The organism is Pseudomonas sp. SK, assembly GCF_012975065.1.
Lineage (GTDB): Bacteria > Pseudomonadota > Gammaproteobacteria > Pseudomonadales > Pseudomonadaceae > Aquipseudomonas > Aquipseudomonas anuradhapurensis.
This window is the reverse complement of sequence record NZ_CP051857.1, coordinates 3,938,348-3,962,912: the sequence shown is the minus strand read 5'-3', so window position 1 is coordinate 3,962,912 and position 24,565 is coordinate 3,938,348. Positions and strand designations below refer to the sequence as shown.

General features: G+C 64.5%; 22 protein-coding genes. All 22 read left to right on the top strand.

Annotation, left to right across the window (positions count from 1 at the left end):
* Positions 1-132: 132 nt before the first annotated feature.
* Positions 133-906: a glucose-1-phosphate cytidylyltransferase gene (rfbF, locus tag HG549_RS18210; protein WP_170031145.1), complete on the top strand. Its 774-nt coding sequence runs from the start codon at positions 133-135 to the stop codon at positions 904-906.
* Positions 888-1,970, top strand: coding sequence for a CDP-glucose 4,6-dehydratase (gene rfbG, locus HG549_RS18205; RefSeq protein WP_170031143.1), 1,083 nt, complete (start codon positions 888-890; stop codon positions 1,968-1,970). Before rfbF ends, rfbG begins: the two co-directional genes overlap by 19 nt.
* Positions 1,967-2,527: a dTDP-4-dehydrorhamnose 3,5-epimerase family protein gene (locus tag HG549_RS18200; RefSeq protein WP_170031141.1), complete on the top strand. Its 561-nt coding sequence runs from the start codon at positions 1,967-1,969 to the stop codon at positions 2,525-2,527. Before rfbG ends, HG549_RS18200 begins: the two co-directional genes overlap by 4 nt.
* Positions 2,524-3,750: a class I SAM-dependent methyltransferase gene (locus HG549_RS18195; RefSeq protein ID WP_170031139.1), complete on the top strand. Its 1,227-nt coding sequence runs from the start codon at positions 2,524-2,526 to the stop codon at positions 3,748-3,750. The genes HG549_RS18200 and HG549_RS18195 overlap by 4 nt, the downstream gene beginning before the upstream one ends.
* The gene (locus HG549_RS18190; protein ID WP_170031137.1) at positions 3,747-4,625 is read left to right on the top strand and encodes an NAD(P)-dependent oxidoreductase; all 879 of its coding nucleotides are present in this window, start codon (positions 3,747-3,749) and stop codon (positions 4,623-4,625) included. Before HG549_RS18195 ends, HG549_RS18190 begins: the two co-directional genes overlap by 4 nt.
* Positions 4,615-5,682, top strand: a complete 1,068-nt coding sequence (locus HG549_RS18185; protein WP_170031135.1) for a class I SAM-dependent methyltransferase — start codon at positions 4,615-4,617, stop codon at positions 5,680-5,682. Before HG549_RS18190 ends, HG549_RS18185 begins: the two co-directional genes overlap by 11 nt.
* A gap of 20 nt (positions 5,683-5,702) precedes the next feature.
* Positions 5,703-6,443, top strand: coding sequence for a cephalosporin hydroxylase family protein (locus tag HG549_RS18180; protein WP_170031133.1), 741 nt, complete (start codon positions 5,703-5,705; stop codon positions 6,441-6,443).
* Positions 6,444-6,476: 33 nt separating this feature from the next.
* Positions 6,477-9,374 carry a TIGR00180 family glycosyltransferase gene (locus HG549_RS18175; RefSeq protein ID WP_170031131.1) on the top strand — a complete coding sequence of 966 codons (2,898 nt, stop codon included), beginning with the start codon at positions 6,477-6,479 and terminating at the stop codon, positions 9,372-9,374.
* Between the two features lie 308 nt (positions 9,375-9,682).
* Complete coding sequence (locus tag HG549_RS18170) at positions 9,683-10,618, top strand: ketoacyl-ACP synthase III (protein ID WP_170031129.1); 936 nt, start codon at positions 9,683-9,685, stop codon at positions 10,616-10,618.
* A 252-nt stretch (positions 10,619-10,870) separates the two neighbouring features.
* On the top strand, positions 10,871-11,722 hold the full coding sequence (locus HG549_RS18165) for a flagellin domain-containing protein (RefSeq protein WP_170031127.1): 852 nt from the start codon (positions 10,871-10,873) through the stop codon (positions 11,720-11,722).
* Between the two features lie 73 nt (positions 11,723-11,795).
* Complete coding sequence (locus HG549_RS18160) at positions 11,796-12,173, top strand: flagellar protein FlaG (RefSeq protein ID WP_170031125.1); 378 nt, start codon at positions 11,796-11,798, stop codon at positions 12,171-12,173.
* 80 nt (positions 12,174-12,253) lie between these two features.
* Complete coding sequence (gene fliD / locus HG549_RS18155; protein ID WP_170031123.1) at positions 12,254-13,654, top strand: flagellar filament capping protein FliD; 1,401 nt, start codon at positions 12,254-12,256, stop codon at positions 13,652-13,654.
* A 141-nt stretch (positions 13,655-13,795) separates the two neighbouring features.
* Positions 13,796-14,191: a flagellar export chaperone FliS gene (gene fliS / locus HG549_RS18150; protein ID WP_170031121.1), complete on the top strand. Its 396-nt coding sequence runs from the start codon at positions 13,796-13,798 to the stop codon at positions 14,189-14,191.
* Positions 14,192-14,203: 12 nt separating this feature from the next.
* The gene (locus HG549_RS18145) at positions 14,204-14,500 is read left to right on the top strand and encodes a flagellar protein FliT (RefSeq protein ID WP_170031119.1); all 297 of its coding nucleotides are present in this window, start codon (positions 14,204-14,206) and stop codon (positions 14,498-14,500) included.
* 169 nt (positions 14,501-14,669) lie between these two features.
* Positions 14,670-16,145, top strand: a complete 1,476-nt coding sequence (fleQ, locus tag HG549_RS18140; RefSeq protein ID WP_170031117.1) for a transcriptional regulator FleQ — start codon at positions 14,670-14,672, stop codon at positions 16,143-16,145.
* 187 nt (positions 16,146-16,332) lie between these two features.
* Entirely contained in the window at positions 16,333-17,550 is a 1,218-nt protein-coding gene (locus tag HG549_RS18135; RefSeq protein WP_170031115.1) for a PAS domain-containing sensor histidine kinase, read from the top strand.
* Positions 17,547-18,911, top strand: coding sequence for a sigma-54 dependent transcriptional regulator (locus tag HG549_RS18130; protein ID WP_170031113.1), 1,365 nt, complete (start codon positions 17,547-17,549; stop codon positions 18,909-18,911). Before HG549_RS18135 ends, HG549_RS18130 begins: the two co-directional genes overlap by 4 nt.
* Positions 18,912-19,145: 234 nt before the next feature.
* Positions 19,146-19,478: a flagellar hook-basal body complex protein FliE gene (gene fliE, locus HG549_RS18125; RefSeq protein ID WP_013973606.1), complete on the top strand. Its 333-nt coding sequence runs from the start codon at positions 19,146-19,148 to the stop codon at positions 19,476-19,478.
* 15 nt (positions 19,479-19,493) lie between these two features.
* Positions 19,494-21,272, top strand: coding sequence for a flagellar basal-body MS-ring/collar protein FliF (fliF, locus tag HG549_RS18120; RefSeq protein ID WP_170031111.1), 1,779 nt, complete (start codon positions 19,494-19,496; stop codon positions 21,270-21,272).
* Positions 21,265-22,284: a flagellar motor switch protein FliG gene (gene fliG, locus HG549_RS18115; protein WP_013973604.1), complete on the top strand. Its 1,020-nt coding sequence runs from the start codon at positions 21,265-21,267 to the stop codon at positions 22,282-22,284. The genes fliF and fliG overlap by 8 nt, the downstream gene beginning before the upstream one ends.
* A gap of 160 nt (positions 22,285-22,444) precedes the next feature.
* Positions 22,445-23,215 (top strand): flagellar assembly protein FliH, encoded by a 771-nt coding sequence (gene fliH / locus HG549_RS18110; protein WP_170031109.1) that lies wholly within the window; start codon positions 22,445-22,447, stop codon positions 23,213-23,215.
* On the top strand, positions 23,205-24,560 hold the full coding sequence (gene fliI / locus HG549_RS18105) for a flagellar protein export ATPase FliI (protein WP_170031107.1): 1,356 nt from the start codon (positions 23,205-23,207) through the stop codon (positions 24,558-24,560). The genes fliH and fliI overlap by 11 nt, the downstream gene beginning before the upstream one ends.
* The last annotated feature ends 5 nt before the right edge of the window (positions 24,561-24,565 follow it).

Sequence of the window (24,565 nt, the reverse complement as noted above, 5' to 3'; positions counted from 1 at the left end):
TGATAGCAACTGGGGCTGCACAGCGGCCCCCGCTTTTTTGCAGATTGGCGCATTTCCTGCAGTACCCCATCGATATCGCCATAAATCCTTCGCCCTGGCGTTGCAAGGGGCGCGAAGTACAAGAGGAAATCGATGAAGGCAGTCATTCTGGCGGGTGGTCTCGGCACGCGTATCAGCGAAGAGTCGCACCTCAAGCCCAAACCGATGATCGAGATCGGTGGCAAGCCAATTCTTTGGCACATCATGAAGCAGTATTCGGCGCACGGTATCCACGACTTCGTGATTTGCCTGGGCTACAAGGGCTACGCGATCAAGGACTTCTTCGCCAACTACTTCCTGCACACTTCCGACGTCACCTTCGACATGCGCGCCAACCGCATGGACGTGCATCAGAACTACAGCGAGCCATGGCGCGTGACCCTGGTAGACACCGGTGAAGAAACCATGACCGGTGGCCGGCTGCGCCGCGCCGCACGTTACCTGGAAGGCGAGAAGGCGTTCTGCTTCACCTACGGTGATGGCGTGTCCGACATCGACATCGGCGCGCTGGTCGATTTCCACCATGGCCACGGCAAGTTCGCCACGGTCACGGCGGTGCAGCCACCTGGCCGCTACGGTGCCCTGCAGCGCGATGGCGACCAGGTGCTGGGCTTTACCGAGAAACCGCGCGGTGATGGCGGCTGGATCAATGGTGGCTTCTTCGTGCTGTCGCCCGAGGTGCTGCCCTACATCGACGGCGATGCCACCTCGTGGGAAGCCGAGCCGCTGTCGCGCCTGGCCCATGAGGGGCAATTGCATGCCTTCGCCCATGAGGGTTTCTGGCACCCGATGGACACCCTGCGGGACAAGAACCACCTGGAACAGTTGTGGAACAGCGGGGAGGCGCCATGGAAGCAATGGGACTGAGCCCTGCGTTCTGGGCTGGCAAGCGCGTTCTGCTCACCGGCCACACCGGTTTCAAGGGCAGCTGGCTGGCACTCTGGCTGCACAGCCTGGGCGCCCGGGTCACCGGCTTTGCCCTCGACCCTGCGACCGAGCCGAGCCTGTTCGAGCTGGCACGGGTCGGCGAGGGCATCGATGACCGCCGTGGCGATATCCGCGACCTTGGCGTGCTGCTGGAACTGGTCGCCGAAGTGCAGCCGGAGATCGTCCTGCACCTGGCGGCGCAACCGCTGGTGCGCGAAAGCTACCGCGATCCGCTGGGCACCTATTCGACCAATGTCATGGGTACCCTCAACCTGCTCGAAGCCGTGCGCCAGACCGGTGGCGTGCGCGCCTGCGTGGTGGTCACCACCGACAAGGTGTACGCCAACCAGGAATGGCCCTGGCCCTATCGCGAGAACGAAGCGCTGGGCGGGCACGACCCCTACAGCAGCAGCAAGGCCTGCTGCGAGATCCTCGCGCAGTCCTATGCCGCATCGTTCTTCCCGGCCGAGCGCCATGCCGAACATGGCCTGAGCCTTGCCACCGCACGGGCCGGCAACGTGCTGGGCGGCGGCGACTTCTCGCCCGAGCGGCTGATTCCCGACGTGCTCAAGGCGTGGACCGCCGGTGAGCCGGTGACCCTGCGCTTCCCCGCGGCTGTGCGCCCCTGGCAGCACGTGCTGGAGCCGCTGGCTGGCTACCTGCAGCTGGCAGCGAGCCTTTATCAGCAGGGCCAGCGCTTTGCCGGCGCGTGGAACTTCGGCCCCGGTGACGATGACATGTGCAGCGTCGGCGAGGTGGTGCAGTTGCTGGCCGACCGCTGGCCGCAGGCGCCCGGCGTCAGCTTCGAGCAGAGCGACATGCACGAAGCCGGTTTGCTGCGCCTGGACAGCTCGCGTGCCCGCCAGCTGCTGGCCTGGCGCCCGCGCTGGGCACTCGAGGAATGCCTCGAGCGCACCCTGGGCTGGCACCTTGCCTGGCACAAGGGCATGGACATGCGTGCGGTGAGCCTGACCCAGCTGAGCCTGTACCAGGAGTCGTTGTGAGCCAGTACCGCCTGCACCCCTTGCCGTTGCCGGGCCTGGCGCGCATCGAACATCGCCGTGTCGAAGACGCCCGTGGCGCCTTCTCGCGGTTGTACTGCGAAGACAGCCTGGAGCGCTTCGGCGCGCCGTTCCACATCCGCCAGATCAACCGCTCGCTGACCCGCCAGCGCGGCAGCGTGCGCGGCCTGCATTACCAGGCCGGGCCGCAACCGGAGAGCAAGTACATCACCTGCCTGCAGGGCGCGGTATGGGATGTGGTGGTCGATCTGCGTGCCGGCTCGCCGACCTTCCTGCACTGGCATGCCGAACACCTCGAGGCCGGCCAGGGCAGCAGCCTGCTGGTGCCGGCTGGCTGCGCCCACGGCTTCCAGGCCCTGAGCGACGACGCCGAGCTGCTGTACCTGCACAGCGCCGACTACGCCCCGGAGCATGAAGGCGGGCTGTCGGTGCTCGACCCGCGCCTGGCCATTGCCTGGCCGCTGCCCGTGATCAACCTCTCGGCCCGGGATGAGCAGCACCCCTGGCTGGACGACCGCTTTACCGGAGTGACCGTATGAATTGCCGTGGTTGTGGCAGTGCCCTGCACCTGCCGTTGATCGATCTGGGTACCTCGCCGCCCTCCAATGCCTACCTGCGCCCCGAGCAGCTGGCCGAGGCGGAGCAGTGGGTGCCGTTGAAAGTGGCGGTATGCGAGCAATGCTGGCTGGTGCAGACCGAGGACTACACCCGCGCCGAGCAGCTGTTCGACGCCGACTATGCCTACTTCAGCTCCTATTCCAGCTCCTGGCTGGCCCATGCCGAAGCCTATGTGGCGAGCATGACCGAGCGCTTCGGGCTGAATGCCGACAGCCGCGTGGTGGAAATTGCCGCCAACGATGGCTACCTGCTGCAGTACGTGGCCCGGCGCGGCATTCCTTGCCTGGGCGTCGAGCCGACCCGCAGCACCGCCGAGGCGGCGCGGGCCAAGGGCCTGGAAATCCGCGAAGTGTTCTTTGGCCGCACCGTGGCCGCGCAACTGCTGGTCGAGGGCTGGGGCGCCGACCTGATGGCAGCCAACAACGTGCTTGCCCATGTGCCGGACATCAATGACTTCCTCGGCGGCTTCGCCAGCTTGCTCAAGCCGAACGGCGTGGCCACCTTCGAATTCCCGCACCTGCTGTCGCTGATCGCCCAGCACCAGTTCGACACGCTGTACCACGAGCACTATTCCTACCTGTCGCTGACCGCGGTGCAGATCCTCTGCCAGCGCAACGGCCTGGAATTGTTCGACGTGCAGGAGCTGTCGACCCATGGTGGCTCGCTGCGGGTGTTCGTGCAGCGAGCCGATGGCCAGCGCCGCGCCGTGGAACCGACTGTCGCCAGCCTGCTGGCGCTGGAGGAGGAGGTGGGCGTGCGTAGCCCCGGCTTCTACGCCACCCTGGCGCCGGCCGCCGAGCGCATCAAGCTGCAACTGCTGCGCTTCCTGCTGGATGCCAAGGCCGCCGGCAAGCGGGTGGTCGGCTACGGCGCCGCCGCCAAGGGCAATACCTTGCTCAACTATACCGGGGTCAAGGCCGATCTGCTGGCCTGGGTGGCCGACGCCAACCCGCACAAGCAGGGCAAGTTCCTGCCCGGTAGCCGCATCCCGGTAGTGGCACCCGAACGCCTTGCCGAAGAGCAGCCGGACTACGTGCTGGTGCTGCCGTGGAACCTGCTGCGCGAAGTCAGCGAACAGCAGGCCGGCATCCGTGAGTGGGGCGGCCGCTTCGTCATCGCCGTGCCCGAGTTGACCGTGCTATGAGCGCGCTGCATGTGCTGGTGACCGGGGCCACCGGTTTCGTTGGCCGCCATCTGGTGGCGCAGCTGCTGGCCCGCGGTTGTCGGGTACGCGCCCTGGCGCGTGACCTGGAGCGGGCGCGCCGCATGCCGTGGTTCGACCAGGTGCAGTTCGTCGCCGCTGACCTGCAGCTGGCGGATGCTGGGCAGGTCGCCAGCTGGGTCGACGGTATCGATGCCCTGGCCCACCTGGCCTGGCCGGGGCTGCCGAATTACCAGGCGCTGTTCCATCTGGAGCAGAACCTGATGGCCGACTATCGCTTCGTCAAGCACGCGGTCGAGGCGGGCGTGGCGCAGGTGCTGGTCACCGGCACCTGCTTCGAATACGGCATGCAGAGCGGCCCGCTGGACGAACACTGCCCGGCGCGCCCGGCCAACCCCTATGGCCTGGCCAAGCACAGCTTGCATCAGTTCCTCCAGGCGTTGCAGATGCACCGGCCGTTCAGCTTGCAATGGGCGCGCTTGTTCTACCTGCATGGTGAAGGCCAGAACCCCAATAGCCTGCTGGCTGCACTCGACCGCGCCATCGACAGCAAGGCGGCGGTGTTCGACATGTCCGCCGGCGAGCAACTGCGCGACTTCCAGCCGGTCACCGAGGCAGCACGGCAATTGGCTGGCCTGTTGCACTGCAGGGGGTTCTCCGGCGTGGTCAACTGCGCCAGCGGCCGGCCGGTAGCGGTGCGCAGCCTGGTCGAACAGCGCCTGCGCGAGCGCGGCGCCGAGCTGCTGCTGAACCTGGGCCATTACCCCTATCCGAGCCACGAACCCATGGCGTTCTGGGCCGTGACCGACCGACTCGAGCAGCTGCTGGCTGCCGAAGGAGCGCCTCATGGCCTATGAGTTGTACCGCGCAGCCGGCCTGCCCGTGCTGCAGAACCGCACCTTCGCCGATGCCGCCAGCGCACGCGCGTCGGCCAGCGGCGACATGTGCCTGGTCCAGGATGAGCGCACCGGCCTGGTCTACAACCAGGCCTTCGACGCGTCCTTGCTGAGCTACGACAGCGACTACCAGAACGAGCAGGCGCTGTCGCCGGCGTTCCAGCGTCACCTGGATGACGTCGAACGGCTGATCACCCGCTACTTTGCCGGCCAGCGCCTGATCGAGGTGGGCTGCGGCAAGGGCTACTTCCTCGAGTTGCTGCGCCAGCGCGGGCATCGGGTGACCGGCATCGACCCGGCCTACGAAGGCGACAACCCGGAGGTGATCAAGGCGCCGTTCACCCGTGCGCTGGGGCTGTCGGCCGACGCCGTGGTGCTGCGTCATGTACTGGAGCATATCGCCGACCCGCTGGCGTTTCTCGAGGCCATCGCCGATGCCAACCAGGGTGGCCTGATCTACATCGAAGTGCCATGCCTGGACTGGATCCTCGACCACCGCGCGTGGTTCGACCTGTTCTACGAGCACGTCAACTACTTCCGCCTGGATGACCTGCGCCGGTGTTTCGGCACGGTGCTGGATGCCGGCCACCTGTTCAACGGCCAGTACCTGTACATCGTCGCCGACCTGGCCAGCCTGCGGGTGCCAGCCTTCGATGGCCAGCGCCTGCAGTTGCCGGCGGGCTTCAGCGCCAGCCTCGAACGCGGCCAGGCGTTGCTGCGCGAGCAGGCCGGGCGCGGTGCGGCGATCTGGGGGGCGTCGTCCAAGGGCGTGATCTATTCGCTGTACCTGCAGCGTGCCGGGGTGCAGGTCGACCACGTGATCGACATCAACCCGGCCAAGCAGGGCCGCCACCTGCCGCTCAGTGGCTTGCGCGTGTCGTCGCCGCAGGAAGCGCTGGCGAGCCTGCCGGACGGTGCGCAGATCTTCGTGATGAATTCCAACTACCTGGACGAGATCCGCCGCGACACCGGCAACCGTTTCGTCTACCACGCGGTCGATGATGCCGCGTTCCAATGACCTTTGCAGAGACCGCTTCCATGACTGACAACAACAACGTCCACCAGGCCTTCATCGCCGAGTGCAACGAGCAGATCGCCGCCCAGGGCCAGGACCAGAAGCTCCAGGGCCTGGCACGGGACCTGTTCAACGAATCGGCCAAGCACAAGTACAGCTACCATTTCTCGTGGATGGGCCGGCCGATCATCCAGCTGCCCCAGGACATGATTGCCATGCAGGAACTGGTGTGGCGCATCCAGCCAGACCTGATCATCGAGTGCGGCATCGCCCATGGCGGTTCGATCATCTACTACGCTTCGCTGCTGCAACTGCTGGGCCATGGCGAGGTGCTGGGCATCGACGTCGACATCCGCCCGCACAACCGCAAGGCCATCGAAGAACACCCGATGGCGCACCGCATCACCATGTTCGAAGGTTCGAGCATCGCCCCGGAGATGGTTGCCAAGGTGCGCCAGCTGGCCGAAGGCAAGAAGGTCATCGTGGTGCTCGATTCCAACCACACCCACGACCACGTGCTCGAAGAGCTGCGCGCCTATGCGCCGCTGGTGTCGGTGGACAGCTACTGCGTGGTGATGGACACCGTGGTCGAGGACATGCCGGCCGACTTCTTCCCGGACCGCCCATGGGGCCATGGCGACAACCCAAAGACCGCCGTGTGGCAGTACCTGAAAGAAAACAGCGACTTCGCCATCGACCGCCAGGTGCAGGACAAGCTGCTGCTTACCGTGGCGCCGGACGGCTACCTGCGCCGCGTGCGTTGATTGTTACCCCAGGTCACCAGCAGGAAGGTCTTCATGCAGCTTCAGGATACCCCGCTCATCGACCGCTCGCTGCGCGAGCGTTTCACCGTGGTGTTGATCACCCATAACCGCCCGGCGTTCCTGCGTCGGGCCTTGCACTATTATCGCGACTTCCCGGCGAGCATCCTGGTGCTGGACTCCTCCGGCCAGGCCGACGCCACCCTGCAGGCGGACTACCCGCAGGTGGACTACCGCCACCTGCCGCAGTACACCTACAAAGGGCTGCAGGACAAGCTCGCCTATGGCGTGAACGAAGTGCGCACGCCGTTCATGACCTTTGCCGCAGACGACGACTTCCTGCTGTTCGATGGCATGGCCCAGTCGGTGCAGTTCCTTGAGCAACACCCGGACTACGGCGTGTGCCATGGCTACGGCATGATGTACGTGGGGCATGGCACCGAGGTGCACTTCTACCGGCGTGACAAGCGCGTGCAGGAAGACTACTGCAGCGACGACCCGGCGCAGCGCCTGGTCGAGTTCATGGGCCAGTTCCTGCCGCCGTTCTACGCGGTCACCCGTACCGACCTGCTGCAGCAGTGGTATGCGCTGCTGCCGGCGAACACCAGCTTCGAATGGCAGGAAATCGGCCATACCTTCTACCTGCTGGCCAACGCCAAGGCGCGTATCCTGCCGATTCCGTACGCGGTGCGGGAAGCCAACCTGGGGGGGTCGGACCACAACACCAACGTGCTCACCGTGCTGGCCAACCGTGACGAGCGCAGCCGCCAGGAACGCGAGCAGTTCGCCGCGTTTCTCGCCTCGATCCCGACCGCGCTCAGCGGCCTCGGTGCCGAACGGGTGCAACAGGTAGCGCTGGAAGGCTTCCAGGCCATGGCCGAGGGCTTGCTCAGCGGTCGCGCCCTGCATGGCTGCATGATCATCACCTCGCGCTGGAACGTGCCGAGCCCCGAGCCATTGCGCATCTTCGGCAAACAGCAGTTCGTCGAGATGCCGTTCTACAACCAGCCGATGTTCGATCTGCTGGCTCAGCTGGAATTCCTCATCCATGCCATGCCTTGCGGGCGCATCCAGCTGCGTGAGCTCGAAGCGATATTGGTGCGTCAGCAGGCGCTGATGCAGGTCAATGCCAATGACAACGAGCGCACCGCCCGCGCACGCCTGTGGCAGGCACTGGCCCTGAGCCCGTTCAACCGGGTGGTGGTGGAGCGCCTGCTGGCCTCGCTGGAGGCAGCTGGGGATGAAGCCGAGGCCGCACCGCTACGGCCCTGGCTGGCCCGGCTCGCGGCATTGCCGAGCTATGACAGCCAGGCGCTGCTCGCATCGCTGCCCTCCGGGCAGTTGCTGGACTGGCTCGAAGCGCGTACGCCGGACGCCGAGCAGGCCAGCCTGGCCCGGCAGCGCCTGGCGGCAGCAGACGGTGGCCCGAGCTTTGGTATCGTGCTGCTCGACCTGGATGCGCAGATGGACCAGCTGCAGGCCACCTTCGACAGCCTGATGGCTGGCCCGTGCCGCCGGTTCAAGGTGGTGGTACTGACCAGCGGCGACTTGCCGATGGTGACCAATGCCGGGCAGACCGTGCACTTCGTCAAGGTCGACAGCAACGACCACGTACGCCAGATCAACCAGGCGGTCGCCCAGCTGGATACCGACTGGGTGGTGCTGGCTGAAGCCGGCGATCGTTTCACCGCCAGCGGCTTGCTGCGGGCCAGCCTTGAACTGCTGGGTGCCGAAGGCATTCGCGCGGTGGCCATGGATGAAATCCAGGTGCAGGCGGACGGCCGTCTGCGTGAAGTACTGCGGCCTGGCACCAGTCTCGACCTGCTGCAGAGCGTGCCCGGGGTGATGGCGCGTCACTGGTTGCTGCGCCGTGACTTGCTGCTGGCGGCAGGTGGCTTCGACAGCCAGTACCCGCTGGCGCTGGAGTTCGACCTGTTGCTGCGCATGATCGGCGAGCAAGGCCTGGCCGGCCTGGCGCACCTTGCCGAGCCGCTGTTGATCTGCAACGCTCCCGCGCTCGACAGCCAGGACCAGGAGCGGGCGGTGCTGACCCGCCGTCTGGCTCAGCGTGGCTATGCGGCCACGGTGGGTTCGGTACACCCGGGCACTCACCAGATCGACTATCGGCATGCCGAGCGCCCGGCGGTATCGATCCTGCTGCACTGCCAGGACAATGCTGAAGCCTTGCAGAGGTGCCTGGTCAGCGTGCTGCAACGCACGCGTTACCAGAACCACGAGATCGTCATCGCCGACAACGCCAGCCAGTCGCCGCAGCTGCGCGAATGGCTGGCCAGCCTGGCGGCTGCCGGCAGCCGGGTACGGGTTATCCGCAGCGAGCAGGCCATGGCGCCGGTCGCCATGCTCAACCTGGCCAGCCGTGAGGCGCAGGGCGACTACCTGGTGATGCTCGACAGTGACGCCGAAGTGCTCAATGCCAACTGGCTGGAAGGCCTGCTCAACCAGGCCCAGCGCCCCGAGGTCGGGGTGGTTGGCGGCAAGCTGCTGGGCAGCGACGGCAAGGTGGTCGAGGCCGGGCTGGTGCTGGCGGGCGAGGCGGGCATCCGCCCGGCGTTCCAGGGCCTGGCCAAGGATGCACCGGGCTACCTGCAGCGCTTGCAGGTGGAGCACAACGTCTCGGCGGTGTCGGGTTGCCTGATGGTGCGGGCCGAAGTGCTGCGGGCGTTGGGCGGGCTGGATGAACAGGCGGCGAGCATTCGCGCCGCCCAGGTGGCAGCCTGCCTGAGCGTGTCCGAGGCCGGGCTGTTGGTGGTGTGGACGCCCCAGGCGCAGGTGGTGCGCCATGGCCAGGTGGATGCACTGCCGTGTGCCCCGCAGGCGCAGGACCCGTTCTACAACGCCGGGCACAGCCGCGGCGCGGCGCTGTTCACCCTGGACCCGCACAGCCGGGTCGAGTGGCAGGCGCTGATCGCTTGATCGCCGGGCTGCCTGGCAGCCCCCGCTCCCGCCCGGGATCGCGCAGTGTCTGATTGCGCGATCGAATCCGTGGGAGCGGGCTCACCCGCACCGGGCCGCCAGGCGGCCCGACTTGCCCGCTTTGTCGATTCGACAAAAAGAGCGTGACTTAAGAGTCAGAACGCGCATCTTCACTGTATATTGTCGAAACCGGGAACCGCCGCGTCGCCCCCGGACAAGCCGTCAGGGATCGGGAGCCACCCGTATCGCCTGGCGTTTTGCCGTTTGGCCCTGGCGGGTATTTCGCTGTTACTGAATTGGGAAGCCATATGATTGGCATTAAAAGCATCGCCAGTTACGTGCCCACTGAAGGCGTGGACAACTACGCGCAGGGCGCGAAATTCGGCAAGGACCAGGATTTCATCTTCGGCAAGATCGGTTCGACCTTCTTGCCGCGCAAGGAAGCTGCCCAGGAAACCTCCGACCTTTGCGTCGAGGCCGCGAAGAACCTGTTCGCTGCCAATCCATCGCTTGACCCGGCAGCCATCGATGCGGTGATCGTGGTCACCCAGAACGGTGATGCCGAAGGCCTGCCGCACACTGCGGCGATCGTCCAGCACAAGCTTGGCCTGTCGACTGCGGTGGCTGCCTTCGACATCTCGCTGGGCTGCTCCGGCTATGTCTATGGCCTGTATGCGATGAAAGGCTTCATGGAAGCCGCCGGGCTGAAAAATGGCCTGCTGATCACCGCCGATCCCTATTCGAAGATCGTCGACCCCGAAGACCGCAACACCACCATGCTGTTCGGCGATGCCGCCACCGCTACCTGGATGGGCGAGGGCGCTGCCTGGCAGCTGGGCAAGTCGCTGTTCGGCAGTGACGGCGCCGGGGCCGAGCACCTGCGCACCACCGATGGCAAGTTCTTCATGAACGGCCGCCAGGTCTACAACTTCGCCCTGGTGAAAGTGCCGGCGCATTTGCAGCAACTGCTGGAAGCCAGTGCCCTGCAGCCTGGCGACATCGACTTGTACTGCCTGCACCAGGGCAGCGCGGCGATCGTCGATGCGGTCTCGGCGCGCTTCGTCGAGGGCGAGCACAAGCAGAAATTCGTCAAGGACATGGTCGAGACCGGCAATACCGTGTCGTCGAGCATTCCGCTGCTGCTCGAGAAGCACGTACTCGGCTCCCAGCACAAGCGGGTGGCCTTGAGTGGTTTCGGTGTGGGCCTGTCCTGGGGCTCGGCGATCATCGAACGACGTGACTGAGCGCACAGCGCTGATCTAGACGCCGCCGCCTTCAGGCGGCGTTTTTTTTCCTCCGTGGCTGCCTTTTGGCGCCTGTAATCTGGCGTCAACTCCTTGATTTCATTGGGGTGGCAGGTTGCCAGTAAATTTTTTCTAAAAACCGCTAAAGAAACCCGCCCTGACGAAGATAACTATTACGAAGGTTCTCTGTGCCACACCCGGCGATTTGCCAAGGCCGGAAGCCGTAGTACCCAATCCAACGAGGAATTCGTCATGGCTTTGACCGTTAACACCAACACCACCTCTCTGGGCGTTCAGAAAAACCTGAACCGTGCTTCCGATGCACTGAGCACCTCGATGACCCGTCTGTCCTCCGGCCTGAAAATCAACAGCGCCAAAGACGACGCCGCCGGCCTGCAGATCGCTACCCGCATGACCTCGCAGATCCGTGGTCAGACCATGGCGATCAAAAACGCCAACGACGGTATCTCCATCGCCCAGACCGCTGAAGGCGCGATGCAAGAGCAGACCAACATCCTGCAGCGTATGCGTGAACTGGCAGTCCAGTCGCGAAACGACTCGAACAGCACCAAGGACCGTGAAGCTCTGAACAAAGAGTTCGCACAAATGTCCGACGAGCTGAGCCGTATCGCCAAGTCGACCCAGCTGAACGGCAAGAACCTGCTGGACGGTACCGCTGGCGTCCTGACCTTCCAGGTCGGTTCCAACTCCGGTGCCAACAACCAGATCAGCATCAGCCTGGACAGCGGTTTCGACGCCCAGACCCTGAGCGTTGACTCGGCTTCCATCGCCATCACCGGTTCGACCAGCGCCGAAGCCGAAGCCAGCATGAACGCTGCTCTGGACGCCATCGACGCCGCTCTGCAAACCATCAACACCACCCGTGCTGACCTGGGTGCTTCGCAGAACCGTCTGACCAGCACTGTCAACAACCTGCAGAACATCAACGAAAACGCCGAAGCCGCTCGTGGCCGTGTACAGGACACCGACTTCGCTGCTGAAACTGCCCAGCTGACCAAGCAGCAGACCCTGCAGCAAGCTTCCACTTCGGTTCTGGCCCAGGCCAACCAGCTGCCGTCCGCCGTACTGAAGCTGCTTCAGTAATCGCTGATGGTGACCGGCGGGGGAGTGCGCATTCAGGCGCTTCCCCCGCTTTTTCATTGCGAGGTGGCAAAACATGGACATGAGCGTCAAGCTTAACCTGTCCTACCCGACCGCTCGTCCGGCCGACCCGGCCGTCGACAAGCCGGTCACCCGCTCGGCCGAAGCGCCGCGTGGCAACAGCGATACGCTGGAACCCAAGGCAGTCACCGCTGCGGAAAGTGCACATGATGCCGAAAAGGTGAAGCAGGCCGTTTCGGAAATCGAGAAGTTTCTCAGTTCGACCCGTCGTAACCTGGAATTCTCCACGGACGAAGAATCCGGCAAGATCGTGGTCAAGGTCATCGCCAGCGAGACTGGAGAGCTGATTCGCCAGCTGCCCTCGGAAGAGGCATTGCGGATTGCTCACAGCCTGAGCGATGTAAACAGTCTTTTGTTCGACGCCAAGGCCTGATTGGCGACGAATGCTTCAGGGGCGTTCCATGTCGGCCTTCGCAGGAGCGGAGCTGACGATTGCAGAGAGGGATAACGGTCATGGCGAGTAGCATTGTCTCCAGTATCGGTCTGGGTACCGGGCTGAACATCACCGAAATGGTCCAGGCGCTGGTAAGTGCCGACACTGCGGCGAAAAAGGCGCAGATCACCCGGCAGACCAGCAACAACGCCGCAATGATTTCTGGTGTGGGCTCGCTGCGCAGTGCCCTGACGGCGTTCCAGGACGCCATGAAGAAGCTCAACGATCCGAACGCGCCATCGTTCAACGCCTACTCGGCGAAGTCGGCCAACGAGGCGGTGATCAAGGTCACCTCCAGCAACAAGGCGGTGGCCGGTAGCTACTCCATCGTGGTAGACAAGATGGCCACCAGCTCCAAGGTCGCCAGCCAGCAATTCGCCGGCGGTTCGACCTCGGCCATCACTGCTGGCCAGCTGACCGTGAGCCAGGGTGGCAACAACTGGAACATCGACATCGCCAGTGGCGCCACCCTGGAAAGCGTGCGCGACCAGATCAACAAGGAACTCAACGTCCAAGGCGTCTCGGCCAACATCGTCAATGCCGAGGGTGGCGCGCGGCTGGTGCTCACCTCCACCACCACCGGGACGGGCTCGGACATTTCGCTCAGCGGTATTCCCGAACTGCAGATCGATGGCACCGTCAAGATGTCCGGCACGGGTGCCGGCTACATCACCGATCCGGCTCATGATGCCGAGCTGACCATTGACGGCCTGAAGGTCACCAGTGCGAAGAACACCATCGACAGCGCCATCAGCGGCATGACGCTGGAGTTGACCGGCGTGTCCGCTGCTGGCACCAGCACCAGCATCACGGTGGCGGCTGACAATGAGGGGCTGCAGAAGTCCGTCCAGTCGTTCGTCGATGCCTACAACACCCTGCAAAAGGCAATCACCTCGCTGACCTCCACCTCGCGAGATGCCGACGACAACCTGGTGCTGGGGCCACTGACCAACGACCCGACCACCCGTTCGCTGGTCAACGATATCCGCAAGGTGCTTTCCGAAGTGGGCGCAGGCAGCCAGCTGACCACCCTGAGCCAGCTGGGCATCAACACCACCAAGGACGGCACCCTGGAGTTCAACTCCACCAAGTTCAACGCGGCCATGAACGACAAGAAGTTGGGTGCGGAGGTGCAGGAGCTGTTCACCGGTACCAATGGCATCTTCGAGCGCATGAACAAGGCCATTGACCCCTACAACTCCACCGATGGCAGCCTGGCCACGCGCAAGGCCAGCCTGGACAAGGTAGCCAAGAACCTGGCCGATCAGCAGCTGGCGCTGGAGCGTCGCACCGAGTCGCTGACCGAGTCGCTGACCAAGAAGTTCGTCGCGATGGATACCGCGGTGGCCAAGCTCAATGCCCAGGCCAACCAGATCAAGTCGGTGTTCGATGCGCTCAACGCGCAGGCCAAGAACTCCTGATCGCAACGGTAGTGCGGTAACGTAAAAAGCCCGACGGCCTCAGCAGGCGTGTCGGGCTTTTCCATTGTGCGCCTAAAGTTTTTTGACGGCCCGGCGATACACAGGTACAAGCAACCTTTTTTGCAGCAACGAGGTAGATCCATGAACCCGATGTTGGCCCTTCGGCAGTACCAGAAAGTCAATGGTGTGGCGCAAACGTCCGAAGCCAGCCCGCACCGTCTGGTGCAGATGCTCATGCAGGGCGGCCTGGACCGCATGGCGCAGGCCAAGGGGGCGATTGCACGCAATGACGTCGCGCAACGGGGTATCCTCATCGGCAAGGCCATCGACATCATCGGCGGGCTGCGCGAAGGCCTGGACCTGGAAAACCACGCCGACAGCCTGGCCGACCTGGACAGCTTGTATACCTACATGAGTCGTCGCTTGATCGAGGCCAACGCCAAGGGTGACCCCGCTATCATCGATGAAGTGGCACGCCTGCTGATCACTGTGAAGGAAGGTTGGGACGCAATCGGCGATCAGTCGGCGGCTTCCTGACAAAGGAGTGACATGAGCGAAGTAATCGCCCGAATCGAGCAAACCCGGGAGCTGCTGCTGGCGGCGCTGGCCAACCGTGACTGGGAAGCGGTGGGAGAGTTGGACCTGGAGTGCCGCTTGCGTATCAGCGACATGCTGACCGAGGCAAAGGGCAACGAGGCCGATGTCAGTGCCAGCCTTGAGCAATTGTTGAGCGTTTATCGCCAATTAATTGAAGTTGCAAGTGGCGAACGTCAATCCCTGGTCGAAGAAATGACGAAAATCCGTCAGGCGAAAAATGCCGCGAAGGTATACCATCTGTTCTCGTGACCACAGATGTTGCCAAAAGCCATGCGCCATTAATTTGACTGGCTGGTGTTTTTTGACTTTACTAGTGGCTGTTTTCGAATTTCAGACGTCCGAACACTGACCATTCAGTCGGAATGATGTCGAACACGCCCCTGCTGGGCGCCGATATGACTAGGGAAGTTGCTATTGCATGTGGCGTGAAACCAAGATTCTGCTGATCGATGACGACAGCGCCCGCCGCCGCGATCTCGCGGTGGTGCTTAACTTCCTGGGCGAAGAAAACCTCGCTTGCTCCAGCCAGGACTGGCAGCAAGTGGTCGAGCCCTTGTCTTCGAGTCGTGAAGTGCTGTGCGTGCTCATCGGTGCTGTGAATGCTCCGGGCAATCTCCTTGGGCTCGTTAAGACAGTGGCAGGGTGGGATGAGTTCCTTCCGGTTCTGCTTTTAGGTGAAATTTCTTCTGTGGAGTTTCCGGAAGACCTCCGCCGCCGAATCCTTTCCAACCTGGAAATGCCGCCAAGCTACAGCCAGCTGCTGGATTCGCTGCACCGTGCCCAGGTCTATCGCGAGATGTACGACCAGGCGCGCGAGCGTGGCCGCCAGCGCGAACCCAACCTGTTCCGCAGCCTGGTAGGCACCAGCCGGGCCATCCAGCACGTACGGCAAATGATGCAGCAAGTGGCCGATACCGATGCCAGCGTGCTGATCCTCGGCGAGTCCGGCACCGGCAAGGAAGTGGTGGCACGCAACCTCCACTACCACTCCAAGCGCCGTGAAGCGCCGTTCGTGCCGGTCAATTGCGGGGCGATCCCGGCCGAGCTGCTGGAAAGCGAACTGTTCGGCCACGAGAAGGGCGCCTTCACCGGCGCCATCACCAGCCGTGCCGGGCGTTTCGAGTTGGCCAACGGCGGTACCCTGTTCCTCGACGAAATCGGCGACATGCCGTTGCCGATGCAGGTCAAGCTGTTGCGCGTGCTGCAGGAGCGCACCTTCGAACGGGTGGGTAGCAACAAGACCCAGAGCATCGATGTGCGCATCATCGCCGCGACCCACAAGAACCTCGAGACGATGATCGAGGACGGCACGTTCCGTGAAGACCTGTACTATCGCCTGAACGTGTTCCCGATCGAGATGGCACCACTGCGCGAGCGGGTGGAAGACATCCCGCTGCTGATGAACGAGCTGATTTCGCGCATGGAGCACGAGAAGCGCGGCTCCATCCGCTTCAACTCCGCCGCGATCATGTCGCTGTGCCGGCATGGCTGGCCGGGCAACGTGCGTGAACTGGCCAACCTGGTCGAGCGCATGGCGATCATGCATCCATATGGAGTGATCGGCGTATCCGAGCTGCCGAAGAAATTCCGCTACGTCGATGACGAAGACGAGCAGATGGTCGACAGCCTGCGCAGCGACCTTGAAGAACGCGTGGCCATTAACGGCCATACGCCGAACTTCAGCAACCACGCGATGCTGCCGCCCGAGGGCCTGGACCTCAAGGACTACCTCGGTAGCCTGGAGCAGGGCCTGATCCAGCAGGCACTGGACGATGCCAACGGTATCGTCGCCCGAGCGGCGGAGCGGTTGCGCATCCGCCGTACCACCCTGGTCGAGAAGATGCGCAAGTACGGCATGAGCCGCCAGGGGGGCGAGGAGCAGGCCGAGGATTGATGGCTGGGGCGGGTGTTCGTCCTGGTCTTTCCGGTGCCTGTTGGATCGAGCGCCGCCCGCGCGGCGCTCGATTTCCGCCCCACCACAATACCCACGCCCTGCACTAAACCCCCATCTCCGGCACGGCTATTGCTACACCGCTGGCAACATACCGTTTTTATGACGGTCAGCCACGCGAGAGAGCACGATGCCCCAGGCCGCCCACGTATCCCGAGCCCCCTTTGCGCAGGGGCAATCCCTGGTCGAGCAGGACAGCCGCCAGGGCGTCGAACAAGCCTTTGCCCTGTTCAATCAGGTGTCCAGCCAGCTGAGCCAGTCCTACAGCCTGCTCGAAGCGCGGGTCAGCGAACTCAAGGGTGAGCTGGCGGTCGTCAGTGCCCAGCGCATTGCCGAGCTGAGCGAAAAGGAGCGCCTGGCCAACCGCCTGCAGAACCTGCTCGACCTGCTGCCAGGCGGGGTGATCGTGATCGATGGCCAGGGCCTGGTGCGTGAAGCCAACCCGGCCGCCTGTGAACTGCTCGGTGAGCCGCTGATCGGCCAGCTGTGGCGCCAGGTGATCGCCCGCAGCTTTGCCCCGCGCAAGGACGACGGCCACGAAGTCTCGCTGCGCGATGGCCGCCGCCTGTCGATTGCCACCCGCTCGCTGGATGCCGAACCCGGTCAGCTGGTGCTGCTCAACGACCTGACTGAAACCCGTCGCCTGCAAGACCAGCTGGCCCGCCATGAGCGCCTGTCGTCGCTCGGGCGCATGGTCGCCTCGCTGGCTCACCAGATCCGCACGCCGCTGTCGGCGGCGATGCTCTACGCCAGCCACCTGGCCGACCCCGAACAAGACCTGAGCGCGGAAACCCGCCAGCGTTTTGCCGGCACCCTGAAAGAACGCCTGCATGAACTGGAGCACCAGGTACGCGACATGCTGGTGTTTGCCCGTGGCGAATTGCCGCTGGGTGAGCGGATAACGCCGAAGGCATTGTTCCAGGCGCTGCAGCAGGCAGCCCAGGTGCATGTACAGGGGCACGCCGTGCGTTGGCAATGCGACAGCCACCTGGGCGAGTTGCTGTGCAACCGCGATACCTTGGTCGGTGCCTTGCTCAACCTGATCGAGAATGCCTTGCAGGCCAGTGACGGCCCGGCGCGGCTGAAGGTGCACCTGTTCCGCCGCCAGCGCACCCTGCACCTGTGCGTGAGCGACGCCGGCAGTGGCATCGACGCAGACTTGCTCGGGCGCCTGGGCGAGCCGTTTCTGACCACCCGGGCCACTGGCACCGGCCTGGGCCTGGCCGTGGTCAAGGCCGTGGTGCGTGCGCACCAGGGCGCCCTCAGCCTGCGTTCGAAAGTTGGCCGTGGTACCTGCGTGCGCGTAGAGCTGCCGTTGATCGACGGGCAGTTGGCGGAGGGCGCATGACGGTGATCAAGGTGCTGCTGGTGGAAGACGACCGGGTCTTGCGCCAGGCGTTGGGCGATACCCTGACCATCGGCGGCTTCGCCTACCAGGCGGTGGGCAGTGCCGAAGAAGCGCTGGAGGCGGTGCAGGTCGAGGCCTTCAGCCTGGTGGTCAGCGATGTAAACATGCCTGGCATGGACGGGCACCAGCTGCTGACCGAACTGCGCCGCCAGCAGCCGCAACTGCCGGTATTGTTGATGACCGCGCACGCTGCCGTGGAGCGTGCCGTCGAGGCCATGCGCCAGGGCGCTGTCGATTATCTGGTCAAGCCATTCGAGCCCAAGGCCCTGCTCAGCCTGGTCGAGCGCCATGCTGCCGGGCGACTGGGGGCGGCCGACGAAGAGGGCCCGGTAGCTTGCGAGCCGGCCAGCCGGCAGTTGCTGGAGCTGGCCGCGCGCGTGGCACGCAGCGACTCGACCGTATTGATTTCGGGTGAGTCCGGCACCGGCAAGGAAGTGCTGGCCCGCTACATTCACCAGCAATCGCCACGGGCTGCGCAACCATTCGTGGCGATCAACTGCGCGGCCATTCCCGACAACATGCTCGAGGCTACCTTGTTCGGCCACGAGAAGGGCGCCTTCACCGGCGCCATCGCCGCCCAGGCCGGCAAGTTCGAGCAGGCCGAAGGCGGCACCTTGCTGCTCGACGAAATTTCGGAAATGCCACTGGCCCTGCAGGCCAAGCTGCTGCGGGTGCTGCAGGAGCGTGAAGTCGAGCGGGTAGGCGGGCGCAAGCCGATCAGCCTGGACATCCGCGTGCTGGCGACCACCAACCGCGACCTGGCCGGCGAAGTGGCGGCAGGGCGCTTCCGCGAAGACCTGTTCTACCGCCTGTCGGTGTTCCCCCTGGCCTGGCGCCCGCTGCGCGAACGCCCGGGCGACATCCTGCAGTTGGCCGAGCGGCTGCTGGCCCGCCACGTGGCGAAGATGAAGCACGCCCCGGTGCGCCTGTCGCCAGCGGCCCGTGCATGCCTGCAGGCATATGCCTGGCCGGGCAACGTGCGTGAACTGGACAACGCCTTGCAGCGGGCGCTGATCCTGCAGCAGGGTGGCGTGATCGAGGCGGCGGATTTTTGTCTGGCGGGCGCCATTCCATTGTCGGCCGGCAGCGAGGCGCCGCCCGAGGCGACGGCCGAAGCCGGCGGCTTGGGTGATGACATGCGTCGCCACGAGTACCAGATGATCATCGACACCTTGCGCGCCGAGCGTGGCCGGCGCAAAGAAGCGGCTGAGCGCCTGGGGATAAGCCCCCGCACCTTGCGCTACAAGCTGGCGCAAATGCGTGACGCCGGGTTTGACGTCGAGGCCAGCCTGTTCGGCTGAAGACCAGCAGCGCCGCTTCGTGCCCCATCACCGGCAAGCCGGCTCCCACAAGTACAGCGCAGCCCTGAAGCCGTGAGCGGTCGCTGCGGGCGCTGGCTTGCCTGGTCGTCAGGAAAAAGCCATCGGCACAGACGCTGAACTGGCTGACATTCCAAGGCTGGCACCTTTGTTGCTTTACGTAGGCTATCCGCCGCATCCCGTCAAAAAAATGCGGCCGCAGGAGAGAGAAGGGTCATGAGCCAAGGTGTTGAATTCAATCGTCTGATGTTGGACATGCGGGCCATGCAGGCCGATGCCATGTCGCTGCCCAAGGTGGCTGCCGCCCCTGAGCTGGCGCCGGGGCAGAGTACCTTTGCCGACATGCTCGGCCAGGCCATCGGCAAGGTGCATGAGACGCAGCAGGCTTCGACCCAGCTGGCCAACGCCTTCGAGATCGGCAAGAGCGGCGTCGACCTGACTGACGTCATGATCGCTTCGCAAAAGGCCAGTGTATCGATGCAGGCCCTGACCCAGGTACGCAACAAGCTGGTCCAGGCGTACCAGGACATCATGCAGATGCCGGTTTGAGGACGGACATAATCCATGGCTGAAGCAGTCGTCGACAACGCCCCCGTGAAAAGCGGCCCGCCCGCGGCCAAGCCGCCGCTGTTCGGCATGGCGTTTCTGGAAAACATCGCGCAGATGCCCATGCTGCGTCAGGTCGGCCTGCTGGTCGGCCTGGCTGCCAGCGTGGCGATCGGCTTTGCCGTGGTGCTGTGGTCGCAGCAACCGGATTACCGCCCGCTGTATGGCAGCCTGGCGGGCATGGACACCAAGCAGGTCATGGATACCCTGGCCGCTGCCGACATCCCCTACAACGTCGAGCCCAATTCCGGCGCTCTGCTGGTCAAGGCCGACGACCTCTCCCGTGCGCGCCTGAAACTGGCTGCCGCCGGCGTGGCGCCGAGCGATGGCAATGTCGGCTTCGAGCTGCTCGACAAGGAGCAGGGCCTGGGCACCAGCCAGTTCATGGAAGCCACCCGTTATCGCCGTAGCCTGGAAGGCGAACTGGCGCGTACCGTGTCCAGCCTGAACAACGTCAAGGCTGCGCGCGTGCACCTGGCCATCCCGAAAAGCTCGGTATTCGTGCGTGACGAACGCAAGCCCAGCGCCTCGGTACTGGTCGAGCTGTACCCAGGCCGTGCCCTGGAAGCCGGGCAGGTGATGGCCATCGTCAACCTGGTCGCGACCAGCGTGCCGGAACTGGACAAGTCCCAGGTCACCGTGGTCGACCAGAAGGGCAACCTGCTGTCCGAGCAGATCCAGGACACCGCGCTGACCCAGGCCGGCAAGCAGTTCGACTACAGCCGCCGGGTGGAAAACATGCTTACCCAGCGCGTGCACAACATCCTGCAGCCGGTGCTGGGCAACGACCGCTACAAGGCCGAAGTGTCTGCCGACCTCGACTTCAGTGCGGTCGAGTCCACCTCCGAGCAGTTCAACCCCGACCAGCCGGCGCTGCGCAGCGAGCAGTCGGTCGACGAACAACGTGCCAGCAGCCAGGGCCCGCAGGGCGTGCCCGGCGCACTGAGCAACCAGCCGCCAGGCCCGGCCTCGGCGCCGCAGACCACCGGTGGCAGCGCCGCGCCGGCGGCGGCCATCCAGCCCGGCCAGCCGCTGGTGGACGCCAACGGCCAGCAGATCATGGACCCGGCCACCGGCCAGCCGATGCTGGCACCGTATCCGTCGGACAAGCGTCAGCAGAGCACCAAGAACTTCGAGCTGGACCGTTCCATCAGCCACACCCGCCAGCAGCAGGGGCGCATGACCCGTCTGTCGGTAGCGGTGGTGGTGGATGACCAGGTCAAGGTCGACCCGGCCACTGGCGACACCAGCCGTACGCCGTGGGGCGCCGAGGACCTGGCGCGGTTTACCCGCCTGGTGCAGGATGCGGTCGGTTTCGATGCCAGCCGTGGCGACAGCGTGACGGTGATCAACGTGCCGTTCGCCGCCGACCGTGGCGAGGAAATCAGCGACATCGCCTTCTATCAGCAACCGTGGTTCTGGGACATCGTCAAGCAGGTGCTGGGCGTGGTGTTCATCCTGGTGCTGGTGTTCGGTGTACTGCGGCCGGTGCTGAACAACATCACCGGGGGCGGCAAGCAGGCTGCCCAGGATAGCGACATGGAGCTGGGCGGCATGGTGGGGTTGGATGGCGAACTGGCCAACGACCGCGTCACTCTGGGTGGCCCGACAAGCATTCTGCTGCCTAGCCCGACCGAGGGCTACGAGGCGCAGCTCAACGCAATCAAAGGCCTGGTGGCCGAAGACCCGGGCCGTGTGGCCCAGGTCGTGAAAGAGTGGATCAACGCCGATGAGTGATAACCGAGCCGTTACCGCCAAGCTGAGCCGCGTCGACAAAGCGGCGATCCTCCTGCTCTCGCTGGGCGAGACCGATGCGGCCCAGGTGCTGCGCCACATGGGGCCCAAGGAAGTGCAGCGGGTCGGTGTGGCCATGGCGCAGATGGGCAATGTGCACCGTGACCAGGTCGAGCAGGTGATGAGCGAGTTCGTCGAGATCGTCGGCGACCAGACCAGCCTGGGTGTCGGTTCCGACGCCTACATCCGCAAGATGCTCAACCAGGCCCTGGGCGAAGACAAGGCCAACGGCCTGGTCGATCGCATCCTGCTCGGTGGCAACACCAGCGGCCTGGACAGCCTCAAGTGGATGGAGCCGCGTGCCGTGGCCGACGTGATCCGCTACGAGCACCCGCAGATCCAGGCCATCGTGGTTGCCTACCTCGACCCCGACCAGGCAGGTGAAGTGCTGAGCAACTTCGACCACAAGGTGCGCCTGGACATCGTCCTGCGCGTGTCGTCGCTCAATACCGTGCAACCGGCGGCGCTGAAGGAGCTGAACCAGATCCTCGAGAAGCAGTTCTCGGGCAACTCCAATGCGGCGCGCACCACCCTGGGCGGTATCAAGCGTGCTGCCGACATCATGAACTTCCTCGACAGCTCGGTCGAAGGTGCACTGATGGACGCGATCCGCGAGATCGACAGCGACCTGTCGGAGCAGATCGAGGACCTGATGTTCGTCTTCAACAACCTGGCCGACGTCGACGACCGCGGCATCCAGGCGCTGCTGCGCGAAGTATCGTCCGACGTGCTGGTGGTGTCGCTCAAGGGCGCCGACGAGCGGGTCAAGGACAAGATTTTCAAGAACATGTCCAAACGTGCCTCCGAGCTGCTGCGTGACGACCTGGAGGCCAAGGGGCCGGTGCGGGTCAGCGACGTGGAAACGGCGCAGAAGGAAATCCTCACCATCGCCCGCCGCATGGCCGAAGCCGGCGAGATCGTGCTCGGTGGCAAGGGCGCCGAGGAAATGATCTAAGGTATTCGCGATCTGAGACCGACGCCGCTCCTTGTGGGAGCGGGTTTACCCGCGAAGGCGTCAGACCTGGCGATAGAGGTTGTCGCTGCCGACGCTTTCGCGGGTAAACCCGCTCCCACAGGGACCGTGTCGGCTGAACACGGTTTGAGAACATGACAGCATGCCCACCAAAGAACATCACCCCAGCGACCTGATCCGCGCCCGCGACCTCGAGGGCGTGGACGTGTGGGCGCTGCCCAGCTTCGACCCGCAACCGGAGCCCGAGCCCGAACCGGAGCCGGAACCCGAGGTCATCGAGGACGAAGTCGAGGAAGTGCCGCTGGAAGAAGTCCAGCCGTTGACCCTGGAAGAACTCGAGGCCATCCGCCAGGAGGCCTACAACGAGGGCTTCGCCACCGGCGAGCGCGAGGGCTTCCACAGCACCCAGCTGAAGGTTCGCCAGGAAGCCGAAGAGGCCCTGAAAGCCAAGCTGGAAAGCCTCGATCGGTTGATGGCCAACCTGATGGAGCCTATCGCCGAACAGGATACGCAGATCGAAAAGTCGGTGGTCCACCTGGTGGCGCACATGGCCCGCCAGGTGATCGGTCGCGAGCTGCGCGGCGACTCCAGTCACATCACCCAGGTGCTGCGCGAGGCGCTCAAGCTGCTGCCGATGGGCGCCGACAACATCCGTATTCACCTCAATCCGCAGGACTTCGAGTTGGTCAAGGCGCTGCGCGAACGCCATGAGGAAACCTGGCGGCTGCTCGAAGACAGCGCACTGCTCCCGGGCGGCTGTCGCATCGAGACCGCTCACAGCCGCATCGACGCCAGCATGGAAACCCGCATCGAAAAGGCCGTGGCGCAACTGTTCGACCGCTTGCATGACCATTCCCTGCATCCGGCGGCGGCGGATATCGCCGTCGACCTGGCCAGCTCCGATGAAGCTTGAGCGCACCAGCTTCGGCAAGCGCCTGGGCGGTTATGCCGAAGCCATCGAGCTGCCAGCCCAGCCCGTGGTCGAAGGCCGCCTGCTGCGCATGGTCGGCCTCACGCTGGAAGCCGAAGGCCTGCGCGCAGCGGTTGGCACCCGCTGCCTGGTGATCAACGACGACAGCTACCACCCGGTGCAGGTCGAGGCCGAAGTCATGGGCTTTGCCGGGCCCAAGGTGTTCCTCATGCCGGTTGGCAGCATCGTCGGCATCGCCCCGGGCGCCCGGGTGGTGCCGCTGGGCGACAGCGGTCGCCTGCCGATGGGCATGAGCATGCTCGGCCGGGTGCTCGATGGCGCCGGCCGCCCGCTGGATGGCAAGGGCGGGATGAAGGCCGAGGACTGGGTGCCGATGGACGGGCCGGTGATCAACCCGCTCAACCGCGACCCCATCAGCAAGCCGCTTGATGTAGGTATTCGCAGTATCAACGGGCTGCTGACGGTTGGCCGTGGCCAGCGTCTGGGTCTGTTCGCCGGTACCGGCGTGGGTAAATCGGTGCTGCTGGGCATGATGACCCGCTTCACCGAAGCCGAGATCATCGTGGTCGGCCTGATCGGCGAGCGTGGCCGCGAGGTGAAGGAATTCATCGAGCATATCCTCGGTGAAGAAGGCCTCAAGCGTTCGGTGGTGGTGGCTTCGCCCGCCGACGATGCGCCATTGATGCGCCTGCGCGCCGCGATGTACTGCACGCGCATTGCCGAGTACTTCCGCGACAAGGGCAAGAACGTGCTGTTGCTGATGGACTCGCTGACCCGTTTCGCCCAGGCCCAGCGGGAAATCGCCCTGGCCATTGGCGAGCCGCCGGCCACCCGGGGTTACCCGCCGTCGGTGTTCGCCAAGCTGCCCAAGCTGGTGGAACGCGCGGGCAACGGCGAGCCGGGCGGTGGCTCGATCACCGCGTTCTACACCGTGCTGTCCGAAGGCGACGACCAGCAGGACCCGATTGCCGACTCGGCGCGCGGCGTGCTCGATGGCCACTTCGTGCTGTCGCGGCGGCTGGCCGAGGAAGGCCATTACCCGGCGATCGACATCGAAGCCTCGATCAGCCGGGTCATGCCCCAGGTGGTCGATGCCGACCATCTGCGCCAGGCGCAGAAGCTCAAGCAGTTGTGGTCGCGCCTCTCGCAGAGCCGCGACCTGATCAGCGTAGGTGCCTACGTCGCTGGTGGCGACCCGGAAACCGACCTGGCCATCGCCCTGCAATCGCAGATGGTGGAATTCCTGCGTCAGGGCCTGCAGGAGAACGTGAGCATGGCGCAAAGCCGCGAACAGTTGGGGGCGATCTTCACGCCCCCGGCGGGCTGATAGGC

Bases quoted from the DNA above. Each gene is read 5' to 3' on its own strand.
- rfbG (WP_170031143.1), top strand. From the start codon at position 888: ATGGAAGCAATGGGACTGAGCCCTGCGTTCTGGGCTGGCAAGCGCGTT.
- HG549_RS18130 (WP_170031113.1), top strand. From the start codon at position 17,547: ATGACGGTGATCAAGGTGCTGCTGGTGGAAGACGACCGGGTCTTGCGC.
- HG549_RS18170 (WP_170031129.1), top strand. From the start codon at position 9,683: ATGATTGGCATTAAAAGCATCGCCAGTTACGTGCCCACTGAAGGCGTG.
- fliS (WP_170031121.1), top strand. From the start codon at position 13,796: ATGAACCCGATGTTGGCCCTTCGGCAGTACCAGAAAGTCAATGGTGTG.
- fliG (WP_013973604.1), top strand. From the start codon at position 21,265: ATGAGTGATAACCGAGCCGTTACCGCCAAGCTGAGCCGCGTCGACAAA.
- HG549_RS18160 (WP_170031125.1), top strand. From the start codon at position 11,796: ATGGACATGAGCGTCAAGCTTAACCTGTCCTACCCGACCGCTCGTCCG.
- HG549_RS18135 (WP_170031115.1), top strand. From the start codon at position 16,333: ATGCCCCAGGCCGCCCACGTATCCCGAGCCCCCTTTGCGCAGGGGCAA.
- fliH (WP_170031109.1), top strand. From the start codon at position 22,445: ATGCCCACCAAAGAACATCACCCCAGCGACCTGATCCGCGCCCGCGAC.
- HG549_RS18190 (WP_170031137.1), top strand. From the start codon at position 3,747: ATGAGCGCGCTGCATGTGCTGGTGACCGGGGCCACCGGTTTCGTTGGC.
- HG549_RS18145 (WP_170031119.1), top strand. From the start codon at position 14,204: ATGAGCGAAGTAATCGCCCGAATCGAGCAAACCCGGGAGCTGCTGCTG.
- fleQ (WP_170031117.1), top strand. From the start codon at position 14,670: ATGTGGCGTGAAACCAAGATTCTGCTGATCGATGACGACAGCGCCCGC.
- fliF (WP_170031111.1), top strand. From the start codon at position 19,494: ATGGCTGAAGCAGTCGTCGACAACGCCCCCGTGAAAAGCGGCCCGCCC.
- HG549_RS18175 (WP_170031131.1), top strand. From the start codon at position 6,477: ATGCAGCTTCAGGATACCCCGCTCATCGACCGCTCGCTGCGCGAGCGT.
- rfbF (WP_170031145.1), top strand. From the start codon at position 133: ATGAAGGCAGTCATTCTGGCGGGTGGTCTCGGCACGCGTATCAGCGAA.
- HG549_RS18185 (WP_170031135.1), top strand. From the start codon at position 4,615: ATGGCCTATGAGTTGTACCGCGCAGCCGGCCTGCCCGTGCTGCAGAAC.
- HG549_RS18195 (WP_170031139.1), top strand. From the start codon at position 2,524: ATGAATTGCCGTGGTTGTGGCAGTGCCCTGCACCTGCCGTTGATCGAT.
- fliI (WP_170031107.1), top strand. From the start codon at position 23,205: ATGAAGCTTGAGCGCACCAGCTTCGGCAAGCGCCTGGGCGGTTATGCC.
- fliD (WP_170031123.1), top strand. From the start codon at position 12,254: ATGGCGAGTAGCATTGTCTCCAGTATCGGTCTGGGTACCGGGCTGAAC.
- fliE (WP_013973606.1), top strand. From the start codon at position 19,146: ATGAGCCAAGGTGTTGAATTCAATCGTCTGATGTTGGACATGCGGGCC.
- HG549_RS18165 (WP_170031127.1), top strand. From the start codon at position 10,871: ATGGCTTTGACCGTTAACACCAACACCACCTCTCTGGGCGTTCAGAAA.
- HG549_RS18180 (WP_170031133.1), top strand. From the start codon at position 5,703: ATGACTGACAACAACAACGTCCACCAGGCCTTCATCGCCGAGTGCAAC.